Raw genomic sequence first — 21,755 nt, forward strand, 5'->3', positions numbered from 1 at the left:
GGTCAGGAAGATGGGGGCTCAGGCGGCCTCTTCGCCGGGGTAGGTCACGCCCAGCTGTCGGCGGGCCTCGTCGAGGACGTCCATCACCTCGAGCGTCGCGGCGTGCGGCATGATCGCGGACTCGGTGGCGCCGGCGCGCACGCACCGCGCGACCTCGGCGACCTGGTACTGCCAGCCCAGCGGGACATCGGCCGTGAAGTCCAGCTGACGCCGTCCCGCGCGGGTGAGGGTGAACGTGGTGGGCGCGTAGTACTCGCGGCCAAAGTCGATGCGTCCCTCGGTGCCGGAGATGCTCGCCAGGCGCGCCGTGTCCACCTCGAAGGTCGACAGCGCGGTGCCCTGCGCGCGACGCGTGGGGTAGTCCATGATCACGGTCTCGCGCAGGTCCACCCCGGTGGGGGCGAGGGCGCCGATCGCCCGCACCGCCTCCGGCGCTCCCAGGAAGTCGTGAACCATGTTGACCGGGTAGACGCCCAGGTCCAGCAGCGCGCCGCCGGCGAGGTCCGGGTTGAAGTTGCGGTGCTGCGGGTCGTACTCGGGGCTTCCGCCGAAGTCGGCGCTGACGTGCACCACCCGGCCGATGGCGCCGTCCGCGACCAGCCGCCGCGCCTCGGCCATGTGGGGAAGGAACCGCGTCCACATGGCCTCCATGACGAACACCCCGGCAGCGCGGGCGGCGTCGATGACCTCGCGCGCCTCGCTGGCGTTGCGCGTGAAGGCCTTCTCCACCAGCACCGGCTTGCCGGCGGCGATCGCGAGCAGGGCATGGTCGCGGTGCAGCGCGTGCGGAGTGGCGATGTAGATCGCATCCACCTCGGGGTCCTCGACCAGACGCTGGTACGCGCCGTCGCCGGACCGCACCGTGTCGACGCCGTACTTCTTGGCGTACAGGTTGCCGCGGTGGGAGTCGCGGCTCGCGACGGACTGGAGGATCGAGCGGGTGTGTCCCAGCGTGGAGCGCGCGAACACGTCCGCGATCCAGCCGGCGCCCAGCACGCCCCAGCGCAGGCCCGGCGCGGTGTCGGGAGCGGCGAGTCGATGAGAGGTGGCTGCAGCAGGTGCCTGTGCGGTGACGGTCACTGGGCGAACTCCGTTCCGGTCCATGAGGTGTGAGTGGCCAGCAGCGTGGAGCTGCCGGAGTGATCGATCGCGAACACGTCGACGATGAGGTAGCGCTGGAGGTACTGGCCGTGCTTGTCGGTCAGGTGCGCTGCGTCTGCGCAGTGGCTGTAGCTGTGCTCGGCCAGGGCCCGCATCTGGATGACCGCCGTCTCCTGCGCGGTGCCCTCACCGGCAGTCCAGGTCGCGGGGCCGGCGTCGAGCTGCGACAGGACGCCCACGGCCAGGCCCTCCCAGGTCGCGACCGTGGCCGCGCGGAACGCGATGTTGCTCGCCAGAGCAGGCTCCGCCTCGAGCTCGAAGGCCAGCGGCTGGAAGCCGTTGGAGCGGTCAGGAGCGAGCTGCTGACCCTGGACGAGCGTCTGACGCGAGTAGGCGTCGTCGATGTACTGCGGGCGGCCATGGCCCAGGAGCTGCTGCGCCTCGCCGCTGGCGTAGACCCAGCCGGGCTCGAGCGCCGCGGTGTCGACCGCGCACAGCGTCTCCGAGGTAGGCGCGACGTAGGGAGGTGCGTCAGGGCCCGGCGCGGGCAGGTCGACGATACGCCCGCTGTCGGTGAGCACGGACATGGTGCCGTCCGCGTACACCGTGAGAGCGCCGTCGCTGCGCACCAGCTCCGGGCCGGCGGGCTCGATGGGGCCGGAGGGCAGGGGCGCATCGGTCAGCAGGCGCGGGGCGACCACGGCGCCCGCACCCACCACGACCAGCGCGACCGCTGCGAGCGCGCCCAGGCGCTGACGCCGCCTGCGCACGCCACGCCGTACGCGGCTCTCGAGCGCATCGATGGTGACGGTGGCGGTGAGGGTGTCAGCGGCGCTGTCGCCGGCGGCGCGAGCGGCGTCGCCGAGCCCGTCGAGCATGCGACTCATCACGCACCCCCGCTCGCGGTGATCACGCGCAGGCCCTCGTCGCCGTCGTCGTCGTGCTCCCCCAGCAGGGGGCGCAGAGCGGCCGATGCGTCGTACAGGTAGCGCTTGACGGTGCCGGGCCGCACCTTCATCTGGTTCGCGATCTCGGGCACGGTGAGGTCGTCCCAGTAGCGCAGTGCGACGGCCACGCGCTGCTGGGCCGTGAGCTGCTGGAGCGCCTCCTGCACTGCGACGCGGGTGGAGATGGCGTGGACGATGTCGGGCAGCGCTGGCCCGGCCGCCTGCGCGGGCGCCTCTCGCCGGAAGCGTGCGTCCTTGCGCGCCCGGTCGATGGTGAGCGTCTTCATCGCGAGGCGGACGTACTGCTCCGCGCTCGCGGGATCCAGGAGGCGGGGGCGGCGCACGAAGGTCTTCACGATCGCCTCCTGCACCAGCTCCTCGGCGTCCGACTGCGAGCCAGTCAGGACGAACCCATAGGCGGCGAGGCGGCTGCCGGCGTGGCGCATCACGCGCTCGAGCACCGCATGCAGCTCGCTCATGCCACCCCCTTGTCGACCTGAGAACGCCGTGCTCACACGAAACGTTGTGATGAGGTTCCAGGGTAGTTGGTGACGGTGGCCCAACCGCAGGGCCGCGGCGTGCGAACCTCGACCATGGCCTCCCCCCGTCTGACCCGCGTGCTCGGCGTCGTGGCGCTCACCGGCGCCGCAGTCTGGGTGATCACCATCGCGGCCTTCCACGCGATCCGCCCCGACCTCGATCCCGGCAACGCGTACATCAGCAACTATGCGCGCGGCGACTGGGCGTGGGTGATGCGGCTCGCGTTCGCGGTCAACGGCGCCGGCTGGATCGCGGCGGGGCTGGGCCTGCGGCGCGCACTGCCCGCGACGCGCGCACGCTCGTGGCTCACGGCGCTGACCGTGACCGGCGGTGCGGCGATCATCGTCGCCGGCGCCTTCCGTGCGGACCCGCTGGGCAGCGCCACGCACTCGCTCGAGGCGACCATCCATGGGCGCGCGGCGGCCGTCGCGTTCGTCACGCTCACGCTGGCCGGCTTCGCCGGGTGGCGCGCTGCGCGCACGGCCGATGCGTGGCGCGGCTGGGCGGTGCCGTCGCTCGCGTACGGGGTGGTCGCGGCGACGCTGCTCATCACCTATGTCGCGTGGCCAGTGGTGGCCGATGACGGCTTCGGGTGGTGGCAGCGAGCGCTCGCGTGGGCCACGATTCCGGGTGCGCTGGCGGCCGTGGGCACCGGCCTCGTCTCAGGCAGGGGATCCGGGCCAGGAGTACGGTGAGAAGCAGGGATGAGGGCACCTCTCGAGGGGGCAGTCATGACCGAGACCAGCGCGACACCGCAGCCGCGACTCACCGGGCGCACACCGCTGTCCGCTGGCGCTCTGGGCTTCGCCGCGATGATGGCGGCGGGCTTCTGGGTGCTGGTCTCCCTGGCCTTCCACTGGATCCGTTCGGACCTGGACCCGTGCTGCTCCTCCGTCAGCAACTACGCGCGCGGCGACTACGAGTGGCTCATGCAGGCCGCGTTCGTGGTGTTCGGCTTCGGGTGGATGGCGGCGGGGATCGCGGTGGCGCGGGCGCTGCATGGCGTGCGCGGTGCGGCGCTGATGCGCGGTGCGCTCCTGGTCGCCGGGCTGGGACTGCTGCTGTCCGGCATGTTCCGCACGGATGACCTGGGTGGCACCGATGGCCCCTCCGCAGAGCACGTGGTCCACACCGTGGGAAGCCTCCTGGCCTTCGGTGGGCTCATCGTCTACGGGCTCGTGGCCGCCAGCGCGATGCGCCGCTCGCCTGACTGGAAGTCGCTCGCCGTCCCCCACCTGATGCTGGGCTTGGCGACGCTCGCTCTCGTGCTGACCTTCTCGATCTGGGTAGAGACCATCGGCGACGGCTTCGGCTGGTGGCAGCGGGCGCTCACCATGGTGCTGATGCCTGCATGGCTGGCGCTGCTCGGGTGGCGCCTGGAGCGCACCGCCAGGACCTACTCCGCCTGACCCAGGTAGATCCAGGTCTGCATCTCCTCCGGCAGCACGGTGGCATCGCCCCAGTTCGCCTCGACCTCCGGCGCGACGCCGTCGACCACCAGGAAGACCGCTCCGAACACCTCGGGGATGGGCAGCGCATACACGCACTCCGGGTCGCGCAGGGGGTCCTCTCCTCCGAGCGCCAGCGCCCAGGCCTGCGCGCTGCTCAGCGACGTCCAGTCCAGGTGCGGGTCCTCGATCCCGGCGCTGACGATGTCCGCGACCAGCCACGCGTCCCGCTCCACGAACCACGGCTCGTCCCCGGCAGGCACCGTCAGCACCGGCTCGGCGCCCCACAGCTCACCGGACAGGTCCCCCATCGCTCCCGGCACCTCGACCGGCGGGCCCTCCATGTCGACGGTGGGCGTCCCACCCTCACGGAGCTCGGCGAGCGGCGCGCAGCCGGCGATGGGCCTGGGCACGATGAACGACTGATGCATCGCGCCGTCCGGCGCCTCGAGCTCCGCGGGCGCTGGCTGGTCGAACACCGCAGTGGGCTCCTGATCGGTGTTCGCGGGCTCGTTCGGATCGATGACGATGGTCGCCAGCAGTGTGGAACCAGCCGCGTCTCCGCCCCAGAACTGCGCGACCAGCACCGACGTGAACGGGTCCCCCGGTCCCCGATCCCAGAGCTCGACCAGGTCCTCGCGGGTCTCGACGTCGCCGCACTGGCCCTCGGCCGGGATGCCGGAGCCGCCGCCGTAGTGCGCGATGCCTTCCTCTTGTCCCGACCCGCTCAGGGACTCTTGCAGCCCGACCACTGTCGAGCCGTCCAGGAGCAGTGTCGACACGGTGTGGGTGCGGAGCGCGCCGCTCGCCACCACCTCCCACTGCGGGGAGGCGGGGTCCCACCCGTCGGTGGGTCCGTCGGGCATGTCGGAGAAGAGAGGCTGCGGCGTCGCCGGAGGCGTCCCCTCCATGATGTCGCCCAAGGTCTTCAGCTCGGCGGCCAGCGACAGCCCCCGGCCGAACGCCTCGTCGCTGTGCACGGAGACGCCGGGCTCGAGCGACAGCTCGTCACCGCACATCACCGCATCCTCGCCACGCAGCAGCAGGGCGGGCTCCTCGACGGGGACCGCATCGGGATCGTCACCGACCTCGTAGCGGAACGGCCCTGCATGCACGGGATCGGCGCCTGCCGGCTCCTGATCACCGGCGCCCAGCGGCAGCACCAGCCATGCGCCCGCGACGACCGCTCCCACGGCAGCCACACTCGCGACGGCCTGCATGGCAGCCCTCCTCCGCCGGCCCTCGCTCACGCTCCGAACGCTCGACGCCACCACCGCATCGGCCGTCAGGTCCTTGCCCACGGCCTCGCCGTGAGGCTGTGCCGCGCGGTGCAGCGCATCGTGGAAGTCGCTCATCGCTGTCTCCTCTCGACCACGGGCAGGCGCTCGGGCTCGGTGACGCTGACGCCCAGCAGCGGCGCGAGCCGTTCCCGGCCCTCCTGCAGGTACTTCTTGACGGTGCCGTCGCTCAGCCGCATCACGTGGGCGATGTCCGCGACCGTGAGGTCGTCGTAGAAGCGCAGCGCGACGGCGGTGCGCACGCGAGGTGGCAGGGCCGCGAGCGCGCGGCTGATCTCGTCGTGATCCTCGACGTCCCCCGCGTGCTCGGCGTGGGTGCGTGGGGCGACTCTGGGCACCAGGCGCGCCCATATGCGGTCGCGCCGGATCGCGTCCACGTGAAGCGTGCGCATCGTCGCGCGAATGTAGCCCTCGGCCGAGCGCGCATCGTGCAGCCGGCGACGCTTGACGAAGGTCTTCACCACGGCAGCCTGCACCAGCTCCTCGGCCCCGTGCCGCGAGCCTGTGAGGACGTACCCGTACGCGGCCAGGCGCGACCCGGCCTCGCGGTAGACCTCCGCGATCACCTGCTCGACGTCCGGCACACTCATCCCTCCCACACTGTAGAGACGGTTGGGGGCGCCTCGAGGGTGGGGTGCGGGTTCAGACGGCCGATGCGCAAGCCGGCTGGAGCGGTGCGGTCACCCCTCGTCGAGCTCGGGGATCGACGGCACTCCGGAGACGATCGTGACGGGCGTCAGGACGGCGGTTCCTGGCTGGCCGGGTTCCACATCCGAGTGCACCAACCGTGCCTGGTAGTCACCAGGCTCGATGATGCCCGCACCACCGCAGTCCCACACCTGGTTCAGCTCGACGAACCAGCCCGGAGCATCGTGCGGGAGGTCGTCGCGCTCCGACCACGAGACGTCGAACACCCAGGCGTCGCCCGCATCCGAGCTCAGCACCAGGCGAGCCGGGCCCTTGCCGTACTGATCGACCAGCGCCGCCGCATCCGTGCCGAGTGGAATCGGGTAGCCACCGATCAGCGCGTCGTCACCGTAGCCGTAGAGGCGACCGGTCTCGATCCAGCGCGGCAGGGGCACGGGCACGGGGTTCGATGCCTCGCCGGAGTAGTCGGGCTCGGGCACCTCGGCGGCCGCGAGACTCCCCGTGCAGCTGAGGTCGCCGGTCAGCTGGGTCACGGCCGTGGCCGCGAGGTAGCCGCTCGAGCCGAGCTCCGGCGGGTTGGCAGGGTCGATCGGCTCCGGCTCACCCACTGTCACGTCCAAACCCGTGTACTCCACGGGACCGGCGCTGAAGACGAACCTCGCCGCTGGATCGCCATTCGGAAGGTCCGTAGCGACGGCGAGCGCCGCGATGTACTCCCCGTCCCCGGCCGCCGCGGCGCCCGTGGCACAGTCCCCCGGCAGCGGCATGTGGATGCGGTCCCAGGAGAAGGGCGAGCGGGCGTCAACCGGCTCGCCCACTGCGACCACGTCGTCCTGGTCTAGCAGCAAGGGCACCAGCGTCACGGTGAGATCCTCGTCAGCGCCCCACGTCAGGGTCGTATCGAAGTACAGCACCTCGTAGCCGGCCCACACTGAGTCAGGACGCTCGACGATGGTGCCGTCATCGGCCCTCTTCCCGAGTTGCGCAGTCGCCTGGAGTCCCACGGCACGCTCGTCATGAGCCGTGACCCCGCTGACAAGACCCGTGGCGTCTCCACATCGCAGAGCCGTGACATCGAGCGCAGCGTCGTCACTGATCGCCGTCTCCTCGTCGATGACCAGACCGGCCCCATCCGCGCTGCGAGGGTCCGGGGGCGTTGAAGCCGAGGGCGTCGCCACCGGATGCGCATCCATCGGCACCCCGGGCAGCACCGACCACACGCCCACCGCCACCAGCGCGACGGCGGCCACCACCCCAGCGCCACCAGCAGCGCGGCGGCGACGTCCCCGGCGCACGCGCGCCCCCAACGCATCCCGCACGTCGACGGACCCGAGCGATCGCGCGGACTCCGCCGCCGCATCGGCTCCATGCCGTCCCAGCTCGTCGTGAAGATTCATGACCGGCCCTCCGTTTCCACCACCGCGATGCGCTCGGCATCGAACACGTCTGCGCCCACCTCGACCGCGAGCCGGTCGAGGGCATCCGAGAGGTAGCGCTTGACCGTGCCGGTCGCCAGCCGCATCTGGTGCGCGACGTCCGCGACCGTGAGGTCGTCGTAGTAGCGCAGCACCACTGCGGTGCGCTGGCGCGGGCTGAGCGTGGCGAGCGCCCTGCCCACCGCATCGGCCGTCGCGATGCGCTCGGTCTGGTCCGGCACCTCGTCGCGAACGACCTGCCCGGGAGCGAGGCGACGCCACACCGTCTCGCGACGCATCCGGTCCACGTGGAGCGACCGCATGGCGGCCCGCACGTAGCCCTCGGCCGCCGCGGCATTGGGGATGCGTCGCTTGCGCACGAAGACCTTGACGATGGCGTCTTGGACCAGGTCCTCGCCGGCGTGCTGCGAGCCGGTCAGCAGGTACCCGTAGGCGGCCAGCCGCGTCGATGCGCGTCCCAGCAGCTCGCCCAGCAGGTCATCGTCGGTCACGTGTGCCCCTCTCGTCGACACATGAACGGCTCAGGCCCGCCGGAGGTTGTGGGGGACGAGCACGGGGTTGGTCACGGCAGCACCGTCACGAGCCCGAGGTCATACCACCGAGCCGTGACGGGCTGGAGCGCCTCCGCGAGATCGAGGGCCTCGTCCGAGCGATCGTCCGCGTCCAGCATGACCGCCTGGTAGCGGCCAGGAGCCGCCTCCCGGTCCGTGCAGGACGTGCTCGCACCCGCGAGCGCGGTGGCGGGACCGCCGCTCACCTCGCTGAACAGCCTGAGCGGGATGGACGCCTCCACCGCTCCGTCGTCGATGTCGAGCAGCAGCAACGTGTAGTCCCCACGCAGCGGGTTGATGCCAGGGTTGTGCGGGATGTCGACGGACCGCGAGCCGCGCAGGGTCTCCGCAGGCAGCTGGTCAGGGAAGTCCTGCAGACGATCATCCTGGACAGCCACCACCGGCAGCTCCAGGCCGTCGCGCTCCACCTGCGCCTCGAGCACGTCGCATCTGCCTGACATGGCGATGCCCGCTCCCGCCTGAGACAACGGCACTCCCTCCTGCGCGACGGCGTCGCGCACGAGCGCGGCGGGAGACGGGGTGGCCGCCTCCCCCTGCTGCCGTGCGGCCCGCACCGCGGCCACCTCGGTGGGCGTGGGCTGGGTCGTGGTCGCGCCGATCGCGCCGGCGGCGAGGAAGCCCGGGTACGCGACCGTGGTCCCGTCCAGGCCGGCACCGTCGACGAAGGTCGCCAGCGGCGCGCCCGATTCGTCGCGCACCTGGACCACGGTGTGCAGCTCGGCGGCCTCCACGGGCGCGCCGAACGACCACGAGCTCGACTGCGTCGCGGCCAGGCAGGTGGGCTGGACGGGAGACACGATGCTGATCGAGCTCGTGTCCGCGTCCGGGTCGTAGAGCGGCACCGCTGAGCCGCCGCCGGACACCTCGCGATCCTCGGCGTCCCCGTACCAGCCCACCGCCGGGCTGAGGACGCGGCCGCTCGCCACCAGGAACGCGGCGGCCTCCACGGTGTACAGGGCGTCCCCTGCCCACGTCACATCGAAGTCCACGGTGAGCGCGCCACCCTCGGACGGCGAGCCGGGGACGTCCACCGCAGCGCCAGGGTCGACGCGCCGGAGCGTGCCACCGGCATCCTCGTTCACGAGCGCGATGGCCTGCACGTCGATCGTGCTGTCGCGCACCGGCGCCGCCGCGACCGTCACGCCCGGCTGCGCCCACGGCAGGTAGGGCTCCGGGGTGGTGCTGGGCACGCAGCTGCTGCGGTCCGCGCGGGCGTCGAAGACGGGCACCTGTGCGACGCGAGCGGAGGCGACATCCACTGCGGCGGCGTCCGAGGGCCACGCCACCCAGGTCACGCCCACGCCCACGAGCACCGCCCCGACTCCCGCCCCGACTCCCGCCCCGAGCCTGCGCCGTCGGGCGGCCCGCACCCGGGCGGCGTCCGCCGCGATCGCGTCGCTGTCCGCGAGCCGCTCGACCACCGGCGGGGCGGCGCTGGCACCCGCCGCGCCCATCACGTCGAAGGCGTCCTTCACCGTCCGCCGCCCACGACGGCCATGCGGGTCACCGGCGCCGCAGACACCCCCAGCCGCGTCGCGAGATGCTCGCGGCCTGCGGCGAGCAGCGCCTCGACCTCTGCGGGCCTCAGACGCAGTGCCGCGGCGACATCGGCGACATCGCGCTCGTCCCGGTAGCGCAGCACCATCGCGACGCGCACCCACGGGTCCAGCTGGGCGACCGCCAGGTCCACGTCGTCCAGCGCGCCTGCCTCGACCCGCGCATCGGCCGCACTGGCGGTGCTCCCGGACTCGCTGCGAAGCGCCGCGCACTGCGCGGCGAGCATGCGCTCGCGCACCCGGTCCGCGAGCCGGCCGCGACGCCAGCGGCGGGCGAGCACGTGGGCGACGGCGGACCGCACCAGCGCCTCACCGCCCTCGACGGAGCCGGAGAGCACGAAGCCGTACGCGGCCAGGGCACGGTCGCCGTACAGCGCGCCTGCCGTGTGCTCGATGCTCGCCATGGCGTCTCCCTCGACGTCCCGCTCCCGGCGTCGCGGAAGCCGCGCCCTACTTCTTCTTGGGCGCCGCCTTCTTCTTGGCAGGGGCCTTGCGCGCGGCCGGCTTCTTCTTGGCCGGGCCCTTCGCGCGCTTGTCCGCCAGCAGCTCGACGGCTCGCTCCGGCGTCATCTCGTCCACGGTCTCGCCGCGGGGGATGGTGACGTTGGTCTCGCCATCGGTGATGTACTCGCCAAAGCGGCCGGCCTTGATGACGATGGGCTTCTCGGAGACGGGATCCACCCCCAGCTCCTTGAGCGGCGGCGCCGCCTGGCGGCCGCGTCCACGCTTGGGCTGCGCGTAGACCGCCAGCGCCTCCTCGAGCGTGATGGTCAGCAGCTGCGACTCGGACTCCAGCGACCGCGAGTCCGTGCCCTTCTTCAGGTACGGGCCGTAGCGGCCGTTCTGCGCCGTGATCGCCTCGCCGGACTCCGGGTCCTCGCCCACCACGCGCGGCAGGCTCATGAGCGTCAGCGCGTCGGCCAGCGTCACGGTCTCGAGCGACATGTCCTTGAACAGCGACGCCGTCTTGGGCTTGGCCTTCGAGTCCTCCGGCAGCACCTCGGTGACGTAGGGGCCGTAGCGGCCGCCCTTGGCGACCACCTGGTTGCCGGTCTCCGGGTGCTCGCCCAGCACGCGCTCGTCGCCGCCCTGGTTCTCGAACAGCTCCTCTGCCTTCGCGACGGTCAGCTCGTCCGGCGCGAGATCCTCCGGGATGGAGGCACGCTGCTGCTCGCCGTCCTTGTCCCGCTCGATGTATGGCCCGTAGCGGCCGTTGCGCGCGTAGATATCTGCACCGATCGGGAAGGTGTTGACGGCCCTGGCGTCGATCTCCGGCAGGTTGTCCAGGAGCTCGCGCAGGCCCTCCTGCGCGGCGGCCTCGCCGCCGAAGTAGAACTCCTGCAGCCAGTCCTTCATCGAGCGCTCACCGGAGGCGATGCGGTCCAGGCCGGCCTCCATCTCCGCGGTGAAGCCGTAGTCCACCAGCGACGGGAAGTGCTCCTCGAGCAGGCCCACGATGGAGAAGGCGATCCAGTTGGGCACCAGCGCCTTCTTGTCGACCCGCACGTAGTCGCGGTTGATGATCACGTCGACGGTCGAGGCGTAGGTGGACGGGCGGCCCAGCTTGCGGTCCTCGAGCTCCTTGATCATCGCGCCCTGCGTGTAGCGCGGCGGCGGGTTCGTGGAGTGCGTCAGCGGCTCGAGGGCCGATGCGTCCATGGGGTCGCCCTCGGACACCTGCGGCAGGCGCGACTCGTCATCGCTGGGCTGCTTGCCGTCCTCGTCCTCGTAGCGCGCCGCCTCCTTGGACTCGATGTACAGGGCGCGGAAGCCGGGAGCCGTCAAGATGGTGCCGGACTTGGCGAACTCCACCGCGTGCCCGCCGGCCGTCGTCGCGCCCACGGTGATGGTCGAGGTGGTGCCCACAGCATCGGCCATCTGCGAGGCCAGGGTGCGCTTCCAGATCATCTCGTACATGCGGAACTCGTCGCCGCGCAGTCGGGTGCGCAGCGAGTCCGGGGTGCGGAAGGTGTCGCCGGCGGGGCGGATCGCCTCGTGGGCCTCCTGCGCGTTCGTGTCCGCGGAGGCGTAGACGCGCGGCGAGCTCGGGACGGCATCGGGTCCGAACAGGTCGATGGCCTGCTTGCGAGCGGCGCGGATGGCCTCCCCGGACAACGACGGCGAATCGGACCGCATGTAGGTGATGTAGCCCTGCTGGTACAGGCCCTGCGCCACGCCCATCGCCTGGCGCGCGCCCAGGCCCAGCTTGCGGCTGGCCTCCTGGATGAGCGAGGAGGTGATGAAGGGGGCGGCGGGACGCTTCTTGTAGGGCCGCGAACTGACGTCCACCACGGAGAAGTCCGCGTGCGCCAGTCCGGACACGAGCGACGCGGCCTCGCCGGCGGTCACGTGGTGGGCCTTGTCCCCCACCAGCTGGCCGCGGTCGTCGAAGTCCTTGCCGGAGGCGACGCGCTTGCCGTCCACCTTGGTGAGGCGCGCGGTGAAGGACACGCCCGCATCGGGCCCCTGCTTGGCGGCGAAGGCGGCGGTGAGGTCCCAGTACTCGGCCGCCTGGAACGCCATGCGCTCGCGCTCGCGGTCCACCACCAGTCGCAGCGCGACGGACTGCACGCGGCCGGCGGAGGACCCCTGCCCCACCTTGCGACGCATCACGTCGGACATGTCCCAGCCATACAGGCGGTCGAGGATGCGGCGCGTCTCCTGCGCCTCCACGAGCTCCATGTCGATCTCGCGGGGAGCGGCGAGCGCCCGCTCGATGCCCTCACGGGTGATCTCGTGGAACGCCAGGCGCTTGACGGGGACCTTGGGCTTGAGCACCTCCAGCAGGTGCCACGCGATGGCCTCTCCCTCGCGGTCCTCATCAGTGGCGAGGTAGAGCTCGTCCGCCTCCTTGAGACGACGCTTGATCTCGGTCACGATCTTCTTGGAGCGCACGGACACCTGGTAGTACGGCTCGAAGCCGCCGTCGATGTCCACGCCGTACTTGCCGAACGGACCCTTCTTGACCTCGGCCGGCATCTCCTTGGGCTCCGGGATGTCGCGGATGTGACCCACGCTCGACACCACCTCGTAGTCGTCGCCGAGGTAGCCGCCGATGGTCCCAGCCTTGGTGGGGGACTCGACGATCACGAGCTTGCGCGACATGGATTCCTGCTTTCGATGGGTGGCGTCTCGGCTCAGGTTCCGGGGGGCGAGACGCTCACAGAATACATAGGCGCGCCGCGCTGTCGAACGGGCCCTGGGGACGCCCGTAGGGCGGGTGGCCGCTGTGGCGGCGTGTACGAGGGATGCTGGCCGCTCATGCGCGGAGCCAGCCGTTCACCGGGCCGCCATGCGCACCTGTCACCATGGAGCCGTGAACATCGATGCAGTAGACCAGGCCATGCGGGACGTCGCGGACCGCGAGATCCGCCCCCGCTTCCGTGCCCTCAAGGACGGGGACATCACCGCCAAGAGCGGCCCGAACGACCTCGTGACCGTCGCGGACGTCGAGGCGGAGCGAGTGCTCACACCCCTGCTGGCGGCGATCGAGGACATCCCGGTGGTGGGAGAGGAGGCGACGGAGCAGGACCCGACGCTGCCAGAGGTGCTGGGCACCGCGCAGGCCGCGTGGACCGTCGATCCGGTGGACGGCACCTGGAACTTCGCCCACGGCTCCGTCGAGTACGCCGTCATGGTGGCGAGGGTGCAGGACGGCGCCGCGCAGGCCGGATGGATCCTTCACCCCGAGACCGGCGACCTCCTCCACGGCGCGACCGACGCGCCCGCCACCGTGCGCACGGCGGCGGGAGACGTGCGTGCGGTCGCCTCGGTGGCCGATGCGCCGGCACGGCCGCTGTCGCAGCTGCGCGGCATGATGACGCTCACCTTCGCGCCTGGACCCGTCGCGGAGTGCCTGGCTGGCATGACCGAGGACGTCGCGGAGATCACGCCGCCGCGCATGTGCGCTGGGTGGGACTACTGGGACGTGCTGAGTGGTCATCTGGACTTCGTGATGTACTTCCGAGCCAAGCCGTGGGACCACGCTCCTGGTGCGGCCATCCTCAGGGCGGCCGGGTTCGCGGTGCGTCACCTCGACGGCGCCGAGTACCGTCCCGGAGATCCCGGCCGGCCCTTCCTCGCGGCTCGAGCGCAGGAGTGGGACGCGTTGGCGGAGGCGATCCGCGCTCGAGCGGGCGACGCGCTCTAGGCGGTCCGGGCACGCGCGGCGCCCATCACGGGAACGCCAGAAGGGCCCCTCGCCAGCGAGGGGCCCTTCCGTGAGAAGCGATCAGGCCTTGACGGGCTCGTCGATCGTCTCGATGGCCGGGGCCTGCTTGAGCGCCCCGTCCTTCTTGTCGCCCGCGGCGGCCCAGATGATGCCCAGGCCGGCGAGGATGAGGGTGAAGCCCAGTCCGGTGGCGATCGCCGCGACACCCAGGCCCATGGTCAGCACGTTCGCGGTGACCGAGCCGACGCCCAGCTCGCCCATGAGGGCGTGAGCGACGCCGGTCCAGGCCTCGGCGCGAGCCGGACCCTCGAGCGGGTGCATGCGGTCGAAGTCGGCCCAGTAGCGTCCGTCGGTCGCGACCTCATAGGTGCCGGCCTCGAAGGTCTCGCCGTTGTACTCGACGTCCTCGTCCAGGACCACCGTGGTGGTGCCGTTCAGCGTGTGGTACGCAATGAGGCCCATCTGGTACATGTACTCGGAGCCGGTGTTCACCAGCGGGTCGTTGGGGTCCATCTCGGAGGCCTTGAGCTGGTAGCCCCAGTCGTCCTCGACCAGGGACACGATGCCCTCGGCACCGGCGACCTCGCCGCGGTCCACGAGCACGCCGTCCTCGTTGTAGGACAGTTCGACGTTCTGTGCCTCCGAGAACTTCTGAAGCGAGTTCTGGCCGGCGGCCACCTGGGTGTACGCGAAGGCGCCCACGCCGATGAAACCGAGACCGATGACTGCCAGGACGATTCCCAGCACCTTGACACGTGCGTTCATGATCTTTTCCTTCCACTCCGGGGTTTGGCTTTCCGGCTGACCCCAGCCTTGCGGACTGCGGGAGAAGGACCTCGGGACCATAGGCCTAGCCCGCGCCTCAGTGGCCTCTGAACAGGGATGATGCGCGACGAATACGATCAGATCCGTGGCCGAGGGGGACGGCCCATCGGCATTGAACAGCCAATGTCAGGACCTAGGTCCTGGACATTTCTCAGGGATATTCCACGGACTGCGCCGAGGGGCGGAGGAGAAGACCGTCTCGCACCAGGTCGCGCACCGCAGGCACCAGGCCGCCGATCATCGCGCCGGACGGCACCTCCAGCAGAGCAGCGAGCGCATGGGCGATCTGCCCCACCGTGAGCTCGCCGTCGCATGCGCCCACCAGGCCCGCGAGCGCGGTGTCCGCCTTGATGGACCGCCCGAACCCGCCGCCCTGGCGAATCAGGATGTGCTCGGGGTCGTGCTGCACGGGAGGGCCGTACGTCTCCTTGGTGACGTCGGGGGCGACCGTCAAGGGGGTATCGAGCAGCGCTGCGTCAGTGGTGGCCGCGAGCCAGTCGTGCGCCGCGAGCGTGTGGGCGAGGTGCGGGCCCAGCGGGGACTGCAGTGCGCCCTCGTGCGCCTCCAGGCGGCGCAGCGTGGGAGCGCCGGACAGCGGACGCCGCAGCGTCACGATCCCGAAGCCGATCGCGTCCGCACCGGCGGCGTCGAACGCCCGCAGGTAGGCCTCGTACGCGCTCCGGTAGCCGCTCGGATCGCGATCCGCAGTGATCCCGGCGTCCCGCAGCCAGGTCTCCGCATACTCCGCGGCATCCAGAGCGTCACGCTGCACGATCCACGCATCGAGGGGGATCTCCGCGGCGTCCAGCCACTGCTCGAGGCGGTCGCGCCAGTCGCCGTGGATCTCCCAGTTGCCCAGGAACTGCGCTGCTCCGCCCGGCTCGAGCGCGGCCCCCACACCGGAGATGAGGGTGCGGACCACGCCGTCGCGCTCGATGCCGCCGTCGCGGTACTCGAAGGCCGGTGCCCCAGGAGGCGTGATCACGAACGGCGGATTGGAGACGATGAGGTCGAAGGTCTCGCCCGCCACCGGCTCCAGCATCGACCCCTCCCGCAGCTCCCACGGCCGGTGCGCGGCGGCGGGGCTTTCCGCATCGGCGGCCTCAGCGCCGAGCGCCGGAGCGTTCAGGAGCTCGTTGAAGCGCGCGTAGCGCAGGGCGCGGGCAGAGATGTCCGTGGCGACCACCTGGTCCGCGTGCAGCGAGGCGTGCAGAGCCTGGATCCCGCATCCGGTGCCCAGGTCGAGCACGCGCCGGCGCGGGCCCCGCATGGTGACGGAGGCCAGCATGCTCGATGCCCCGCCCACTCCCAGCACGTGCTGCTCCCCCACGGCGCGGCCGGTGACGGACTCGCCCTGGTCCGACGCGATCCACCAGTCGACCTGACCGGCGTCGGTGGTGGCGGCGTACGGCCGCATGTCCACGCGCGATCTGACCGTGTCATCCGGCGCCTCGCCCGCGGCCTCGACCAGCCCGGCGCGCACCGCTCCCGAGGCTCCGAGGCGAGGCATCGCCGCATCGACGGCCGCGCGCGGCAGCTCGTTTCCGAGCGTGAACAGCCGGGTGAGGGTCGCCGCGGGCTCGTCGCTCGCGCGTGTCACCACCCGGCCCGGGATGACCTGCTCGCGGCCGAGCGCCGCCGCGGCGCGCTCACCCAGGAGGTCGTGAACGGCGTCGACGGTCCAGCCGTCGAGGTCGGCTCGCAGGGCTGCGGCCGAAGGGGCGTCGAGGGCGGGGCTCACACTCCGCAGGCTAGCGCGCGGCCGGACCCAGGGCGGTCCCCGTCAGCAGCGCTCGATAGAACGCCACGCCGGCCCCCAGGGCGGCGATCTCGACGTTCTCGCCGGGCCCGTGGATGGCTTCGCGCTGCGCCTTGTCCATCGCGAGCGGGCTGAAGCGGTACACGGCCGGAGCGATCCGGGCCACGTGCCGCGCGTCGGATGCGGCCATCATCACGTAGGGGACCGTCACGGCATCGGGGTAGGACGTCCTCACGGCGGACACCAGCGCGCGCCAGCGCTCATCGTCGCCCGTGGGCGACACCGGAGAAGGCTCGGACGCCTCCACCACGGTCAGCTCGACGCTCTCGCCCACCGCGCGCCGCACGTGATCGAGCGTGTCCTGCACGGTCGACCCCACCGCGACGCGCAGGTTCACCGTCGCCGTCGCTCGCGTCGCGAGCACGTTCTGAGCCGGGCTGCCCTCGAGCATCGTCACCGCGGCCGTGGTGCGCACCATGGCCGCGAGCTCCGGTCCCAGCCGCGGCAGCAGCCGCGCGAGCGGGCCGCGCAGCGAACCCGCCCGGCCCAGCACGGCACGCATCGGTCCGGTCAGATGCGGCGCCACGCCTTCGAACATCTCGACGGACACGTCGTGCAGCGAGGTGGGGAACGGGCTGTCCTCGAGCGCCACCAGCGCCTTCGCCAGCAGTCCGGGCGCCGAACGGCGCGGGGGCGTCGACGCATGCCCGCCCAGGGACTCGACCGTGAGCTCGAGCGTCACGATGCCCTTCTCCGAGGCGCCGATCGCCGCCATCGGCGTCGACAGCCCCGGGAAGGCCCCGGTCGCGACCGCCCCGCCCTCGTCCACCACGAGCCACGGCTCGATGCCGCGCGTCTCGAGCAGCTCGACGGCCGCGAGGGCGGACGGCCCGTGGGACTCCTCGTCCGCGCCGAACAGCAGGTACAGGTCGCGCGCCGGCGTCCAGCCCTCGCGCAGCAGAGCCTCGAGCGCCTCGAGCAGCACGATCAGCGCGCCCTTGTCGTCCAGCGTCCCTCGCCCGTGGACGCGACCGTCCGCGATCACTCCGTCGAAGGGCGGGTGCTCCCAGCCCTCGGCCTCCCAGTCCGCGGGCACGGGCACCACGTCCTGATGCGCCATCAGCAGCACCGGCCGCACGGCGGACGCGCCCGGGATGCGCAGCAGGAGGCCGGCGCGGCCCACCACGTCGAGCTCGGCCGCGCCGAACGTGCACGGGTACGTCTGCTCCAGGAAGGTGCGCAGCAGCCCGAAGGTGGCGGCATCGCCGTCGCTCAACGGCCCCGGCGGCGGGGTCACGGTGGCGATCCGAACAGCCTGGGAGAGGTGCTCGGCGGCGGCGAGCGCCACGGGGTCCGGCGAGGGGCCGCCGTCGCGACCGGCCGATGCGCGCCGCAGTCTCATCGCTCGCCCTCCTCGGGCACGGGGTCGCCTGGCGTGCCGTCGCCCATCGGAGGAGCCTCGTCCACCAGAGCGCCCGGGATCGGGACGCCAGAGCCGGGGACGCCCGCCTCGGCCACCAGCGCATCGGCGCTCGACGTGAAGGCGACCTTGGGGACGGCGAACAGGAAGACCATCGCCACCAGTGCCGTGCCGCCGCAGATCGCCCACACGGTGATGTAGCCGGACAGCGATCCCGCGTCCGTCTCGCCGCCGTCGAGCGCTGCGGTCGCGCCGGAGGCCAGGGCGATCGCGAAGGCGGCGGAGGCGAACGCGCCGCCGATGGTCTTGGTGGTGTTGGTCAGCCCGGTCGCGACGCCCGTGTGCTCCGGCGGGGCGGCGGCGGCCGCGGCAGCCGGCAGCGCCGCCACCAGCGCGCCGGAGCCCAGGCCGGCGACCACCATGCACGCGACCACCTGCACCACGTCGCCATGGAACGGGATGAGCGCCAGATAGCCCAGCGCCACCAGCGCCGAGGCACCGATCAGCACCAGCCGCGGCGTGAGCATCGCGGACACCTTGGAGAACACGCCGGCTCCCACGAGCAGCGACATCACGTACGCGCCGATCACGTAGGACGCGGTGGCGGAGGTCAGACCCAGCCCGTAGCCCACCTCGTCGGGATCCGTGCGGGCGAACGTCGACAGCGGCCCCTGGGCGCCCAGCACGCTGACGCCGAACAGCGCGGCGGTGGCGATCACCGGCCACAGCGCCGGACTGCGCAGCATGCCGATGTCCACGAGCGGGTGCTCGGTGCGCTCCTCGACCTTCACGAAGGCCCACAGCAGCGCGACGCCGATCATCACCATGCCCACCACCCACACCGTGATGCCATCGACGCGCACCAGCGACAGTCCGCCCATGATCGCCAGCAGGGCGATGGTCAGCAGGCTCGTGCCGCGGGTGTCGATGGTGCCGCCACCGCGCACGCCCGGGTCCGGGACCTTGAGCAGCACCACGATCAGCGCGATCGTCACCAGCGCCGCCGGCACGCACAGCGTGAGCCACAGCGGCAGCATGCCGCCCAGCTGCCCGCCCGCGAGCGCACCTGCGATCGCGCCCGCCTGCAGCGCCACCACGATGACGCCGGCACCCTTACGGGTGAGCGCAGCGCCGTCGGGCTCGTTCCGAGCCCGCGAGAAGATGATCGCCACGTTCAGCGGCAGCCACACCACGTAGAAGCCCTGCAGCGCCCACGCGGCCACGAACCACGGAAAGGTGGGCGCGAACGCGATGCCGAAGCTCGCGATCATGGTGACGATCAGCGAGGCGATCAGGATGCGGCGGTGGCCGAACATGTCGCCCAGGCGCGCGAGCACCGGCACCACGATCGAGCTGAGCAGCAGCTGTGCCGCCTCGAACCAGTTGATGTCCGCGTCCGTGATGCCGAGGTTACGGGCGATGTCCGTGAACAGCGGCGTGTAGTAGCCCTGCAGCACGCCGGACGTGCCCTCGACCACGACCAGCGCGCCCACGACGCCGCCGGCCAGGGCCGTGCGCTTGCGGTTCACCATGGGCGCATCCTTTCACCCCGGGGTGCCGGGATCGTGACGGGCCGATGCGCGCGAGGGTGCCGCTCGTCGATCACGGACGGCTGGCGTCCACCTCGTCGCCGGGGGACGGGTCCGCCTCGGCCTCGCTGACCACGGCCTCGTCCGCGGCGTCCTCGACGCCCGGGGCGTGGGAGCGCCGCGACGCGCCTGCCACGGCCAGGATGGCGATCAGCGCGGCGATGCCGGCGATGGTCCACCGCACGGCGGGGTTCGCGTCGTCGCCGTAGCTGAGCATCACCACGGCCGGCGCGATCAGCAGTGCCACGAGGTTCATCACCTTGAGGAGCGGGTTGATCGCGGGGCCGGCCGTGTCCTTGAACGGGTCGCCCACGGTGTCGCCGATGATGGTCGCCTCGTGCGCCGGCGAGTTCTTGCCGCCATGGTGGCCGTCCTCGACGATCTTCTTCGCGTTGTCCCACGAGCCGCCCGAGTTGGCGAGGAACACGGCCATCAGCACGCCCGTGCCGATCGCTCCGGCGAGGAATCCGGCGAGCGCGCCCACGCCCAGCGCGAAGCCCACGAAGATGGGTGCCATCGCGGCCAGCAGCCCGGGGGTGGCGAGCTCGCGCAGCGAGTCACGAGTGCAGATGTCCACCACGCGGCCGTACTGGGGACGCACCTCGCCGGTCATGATGCCGGGGTTGTCACGGAACTGGCGTCGCACCTCGAAGACGATGGCGCCGGCGGCACGGGTGACCGCGTCGATCAGGAGACCGGAGAACAGGAAGACGGTCGCGCCGCCGATGATCACGCCCACCAGCGTGAGCGGGTTGATGATCTCGTAGGAGAAGTCGTCGAGCGAGGCCGATGCCTCGTCGATCGCGGTGATCACCGCGTCCGAGTACGAGCCGAACAGCGCGGCCGCGGCCAGCACGGCCGTCGCGATCGCGATGCCCTTGGTGACGGCCTTGGTGGTGTTTCCCACCGCGTCGAGGTCGGTGAGGATCTGCGCCGCCTCCTCATCGACCTCACCGGACATCTCGGCGATGCCCTGGGCGTTGTCGGAGACGGGTCCGAACGTGTCCATCGCCACGATCACGCCCACCGTGGTGAGGAGCCCGCAGCCTGCGAGCGCCACCAGGAACAGCGCCAGGGCGATCGAGCCACCCGCCACGAAGTACAGCACCACGACGGCGCCCGCGATCACGGTCGCGGTGTAGACGGCGGACTCGAGGCCCACGCCGATGCCGGACAGCACCACCGTGGCCGCGCCCGTGCGCGACGTCTGCGCGACGCGCTTGGTGGGCTTGGAGCCCACATCGGTGAAGTAGCCGGTGAGCCACAGGATCAGGCCCGCGAGCCCGATGCCCACGAACACCGCGACGGTGGCCATGATGCGCGGGTCGCCGGAGGCGTCCGCGATGCGCTCGGTGCCGATGTCCGCGAACGAGCTGGGCAGGTAGACGAACGCCGCGATCGCCGCCAGCACGGCGCCGATGGCCGCGGAGACGTAGAACCCGCGATTGATGGCGGCCAGGCCGGACTCCGCGCCGCGGACTCGCGTGATGAAGACGCCCACGGCCGCCACCACTGCGCCGATGGCGGTGACGATCAGCGGGAACACGAGTCCCTGCTCACCCATCGCCGCCTTGCCCAGGATCAGCGCAGCGACCAGCGTCACGGCGTAGGACTCGAACAGGTCCGCGGCCATGCCGGCGCAGTCGCCCACGTTGTCGCCCACGTTGTCCGCGATGGTCGCGGCGTTGCGGGGGTCGTCCTCCGGGATGTGCTGCTCGACCTTGCCCACCAGGTCCGCCCCCACATCGGCCGCCTTGGTGAAGATTCCTCCTCCGACGCGCATGAACATCGCGAGCAGCGCCGCGCCGAACCCGAATCCCTCGAGGACGGCGGCGGCGTCGCCGCGGTACAGGAACACCACCGCGGCTGCTCCCAGCAGGCCCAGGCCCACCACCGACATGCCCACCGCGCCGCCGGTGCGGAACGCGATGCGCGCGCCCGTGGCGCGGCCGTCCTTCTGCGTGGACGCGTAGGCGACGCGAACGTTGGCGCGCACCGCGAGCCACATGCCCATGTAGCCGATCGCCGCGGAGAAGCCGGCGCCCAGGAGGAAGAAGATTGAGCGCCCCACCCGCACGCCGGCGTCGCCCGGCAGCAGGAACAGCAGCGCGAACACGATCACGGCGAACAGCACGAGGGTGCGGAACTGGCGGTTGAGGTACGCCGATGCGCCCTCCTGCACCGCTCCCGCGATCTCCTGCATCTTGGGGGTGCCGTCCGCGGCCTTGAGCACCTGCTGACGAAGGATGAAGGAGAAGATCAGGGCGGCGGCCGCGATGGCGCCGATGACGGCGACGATCGTGAGGCTCGAACCGCCCACCTCGATGCTGGTCGTGACTGCGGATGTCATTCGTCCTCCTTGACGAGACGCTCCTGGCACGACGTCCTTGTCGCGCTCACGGCTATGCGGGTCACTCTAGGGGACGATGAGGACCGGAGCGACAC

The 21,755-nt window shown here is 71.7% G+C and carries 18 protein-coding genes; 3 read left to right on the forward strand and 15 right to left on the reverse strand.

Features of this window, described 5'->3' with window-relative positions:
• Window positions 1–18: 18 nt before the first annotated feature.
• The 3 genes from Dac01nite_RS02765 to Dac01nite_RS02775 are packed head-to-tail and all read right to left on the reverse strand — an operon-like array spanning window position 19 to window position 2,527.
• Window positions 19–1,080 carry a Gfo/Idh/MocA family protein gene (locus Dac01nite_RS02765; protein WP_239066470.1) on the reverse strand — a complete coding sequence of 354 codons (1,062 nt, stop codon included), beginning with the start codon at window positions 1,078–1,080 and terminating at the stop codon, window positions 19–21.
• Complete coding sequence (locus Dac01nite_RS02770; protein ID WP_203653235.1) at window positions 1,077–1,988, reverse strand: hypothetical protein; 912 nt, start codon at window positions 1,986–1,988, stop codon at window positions 1,077–1,079. Before Dac01nite_RS02770 ends, Dac01nite_RS02765 begins: the two co-directional genes overlap by 4 nt.
• Window positions 1,988–2,527 carry an RNA polymerase sigma factor gene (locus tag Dac01nite_RS02775; protein ID WP_203653236.1) on the reverse strand — a complete coding sequence of 180 codons (540 nt, stop codon included), beginning with the start codon at window positions 2,525–2,527 and terminating at the stop codon, window positions 1,988–1,990. The genes Dac01nite_RS02770 and Dac01nite_RS02775 overlap by 1 nt, the downstream gene beginning before the upstream one ends.
• A 114-nt stretch (window positions 2,528–2,641) precedes the next feature.
• Here Dac01nite_RS02775 and Dac01nite_RS02780 point away from each other — a divergent pair, with 114 nt between their 5' ends.
• Both Dac01nite_RS02780 and Dac01nite_RS02785 read left to right on the forward strand, forming a co-directional pair.
• Window positions 2,642–3,283 (forward strand): DUF998 domain-containing protein, encoded by a 642-nt coding sequence (locus tag Dac01nite_RS02780; RefSeq protein ID WP_203653237.1) that lies wholly within the window; start codon window positions 2,642–2,644, stop codon window positions 3,281–3,283.
• 36 nt (window positions 3,284–3,319) lie between these two features.
• On the forward strand, window positions 3,320–3,997 hold the full coding sequence (locus Dac01nite_RS02785) for a DUF998 domain-containing protein (protein WP_203653238.1): 678 nt from the start codon (window positions 3,320–3,322) through the stop codon (window positions 3,995–3,997).
• Here the strand turns inward: Dac01nite_RS02785 and Dac01nite_RS02790 are convergent.
• The 7 genes from Dac01nite_RS02790 to topA form a co-directional block, all read right to left on the reverse strand.
• Window positions 3,985–5,391 carry a hypothetical protein gene (locus Dac01nite_RS02790; protein ID WP_203653239.1) on the reverse strand — a complete coding sequence of 469 codons (1,407 nt, stop codon included), beginning with the start codon at window positions 5,389–5,391 and terminating at the stop codon, window positions 3,985–3,987. The two genes, Dac01nite_RS02785 and Dac01nite_RS02790, sit on opposite strands and share 13 nt — an antisense overlap.
• A complete protein-coding gene (locus tag Dac01nite_RS02795; protein WP_203653240.1) occupies window positions 5,388–5,924 on the reverse strand; it encodes a sigma-70 family RNA polymerase sigma factor in 537 nt (178 codons plus the stop codon). The genes Dac01nite_RS02790 and Dac01nite_RS02795 overlap by 4 nt, the downstream gene beginning before the upstream one ends.
• 90 nt (window positions 5,925–6,014) lie before the next feature.
• A complete protein-coding gene (locus Dac01nite_RS02800) occupies window positions 6,015–7,379 on the reverse strand; it encodes a hypothetical protein (protein ID WP_203653241.1) in 1,365 nt (454 codons plus the stop codon).
• The gene (locus tag Dac01nite_RS02805; protein ID WP_203653242.1) at window positions 7,376–7,909 is read right to left on the reverse strand and encodes a sigma-70 family RNA polymerase sigma factor; all 534 of its coding nucleotides are present in this window, start codon (window positions 7,907–7,909) and stop codon (window positions 7,376–7,378) included. The genes Dac01nite_RS02800 and Dac01nite_RS02805 overlap by 4 nt, the downstream gene beginning before the upstream one ends.
• A 71-nt stretch (window positions 7,910–7,980) precedes the next feature.
• Window positions 7,981–9,465: a hypothetical protein gene (locus Dac01nite_RS02810; RefSeq protein ID WP_203653243.1), complete on the reverse strand. Its 1,485-nt coding sequence runs from the start codon at window positions 9,463–9,465 to the stop codon at window positions 7,981–7,983.
• Window positions 9,462–9,950, reverse strand: coding sequence for a sigma-70 RNA polymerase sigma factor region 4 domain-containing protein (locus tag Dac01nite_RS02815; protein ID WP_203653244.1), 489 nt, complete (start codon window positions 9,948–9,950; stop codon window positions 9,462–9,464). The genes Dac01nite_RS02810 and Dac01nite_RS02815 overlap by 4 nt, the downstream gene beginning before the upstream one ends.
• Window positions 9,951–9,996: 46 nt before the next feature.
• Window positions 9,997–12,651, reverse strand: coding sequence for a type I DNA topoisomerase (topA, locus tag Dac01nite_RS02820; RefSeq protein WP_203653245.1), 2,655 nt, complete (start codon window positions 12,649–12,651; stop codon window positions 9,997–9,999).
• A gap of 211 nt (window positions 12,652–12,862) precedes the next feature.
• Between topA and Dac01nite_RS02825 the strand changes: the two genes are divergently transcribed.
• On the forward strand, window positions 12,863–13,696 hold the full coding sequence (locus tag Dac01nite_RS02825) for an inositol monophosphatase family protein (RefSeq protein WP_203653246.1): 834 nt from the start codon (window positions 12,863–12,865) through the stop codon (window positions 13,694–13,696).
• Window positions 13,697–13,777: 81 nt separating this feature from the next.
• Here the strand turns inward: Dac01nite_RS02825 and Dac01nite_RS02830 are convergent, their stop codons facing one another.
• The 5 genes from Dac01nite_RS02830 to Dac01nite_RS02850 all read right to left on the reverse strand — a co-directional run bounded on the left by Dac01nite_RS02830 (window position 13,778) and on the right by Dac01nite_RS02850 (window position 21,660).
• On the reverse strand, window positions 13,778–14,482 hold the full coding sequence (locus Dac01nite_RS02830; RefSeq protein WP_203653247.1) for a hypothetical protein: 705 nt from the start codon (window positions 14,480–14,482) through the stop codon (window positions 13,778–13,780).
• Between the two features lie 211 nt (window positions 14,483–14,693).
• Window positions 14,694–16,283 carry a DUF7059 domain-containing protein gene (locus tag Dac01nite_RS02835; RefSeq protein WP_203653248.1) on the reverse strand — a complete coding sequence of 530 codons (1,590 nt, stop codon included), beginning with the start codon at window positions 16,281–16,283 and terminating at the stop codon, window positions 14,694–14,696.
• Between the two features lie 10 nt (window positions 16,284–16,293).
• Window positions 16,294–17,703 (reverse strand): M20/M25/M40 family metallo-hydrolase, encoded by a 1,410-nt coding sequence (locus Dac01nite_RS02840; protein ID WP_203653249.1) that lies wholly within the window; start codon window positions 17,701–17,703, stop codon window positions 16,294–16,296.
• Window positions 17,700–19,253 carry an MFS transporter gene (locus tag Dac01nite_RS02845; RefSeq protein ID WP_203653250.1) on the reverse strand — a complete coding sequence of 518 codons (1,554 nt, stop codon included), beginning with the start codon at window positions 19,251–19,253 and terminating at the stop codon, window positions 17,700–17,702. Before Dac01nite_RS02845 ends, Dac01nite_RS02840 begins: the two co-directional genes overlap by 4 nt.
• Before the next feature lie 70 nt (window positions 19,254–19,323).
• The gene (locus Dac01nite_RS02850) at window positions 19,324–21,660 is read right to left on the reverse strand and encodes a sodium-translocating pyrophosphatase (protein WP_203653251.1); all 2,337 of its coding nucleotides are present in this window, start codon (window positions 21,658–21,660) and stop codon (window positions 19,324–19,326) included.
• Between the last annotated feature and the right edge of the window lie 95 nt (window positions 21,661–21,755).

This window comes from Demequina activiva, from assembly GCF_016862815.1.
GTDB classification, from domain to species: domain Bacteria; phylum Actinomycetota; class Actinomycetes; order Actinomycetales; family Demequinaceae; genus Demequina; species Demequina activiva.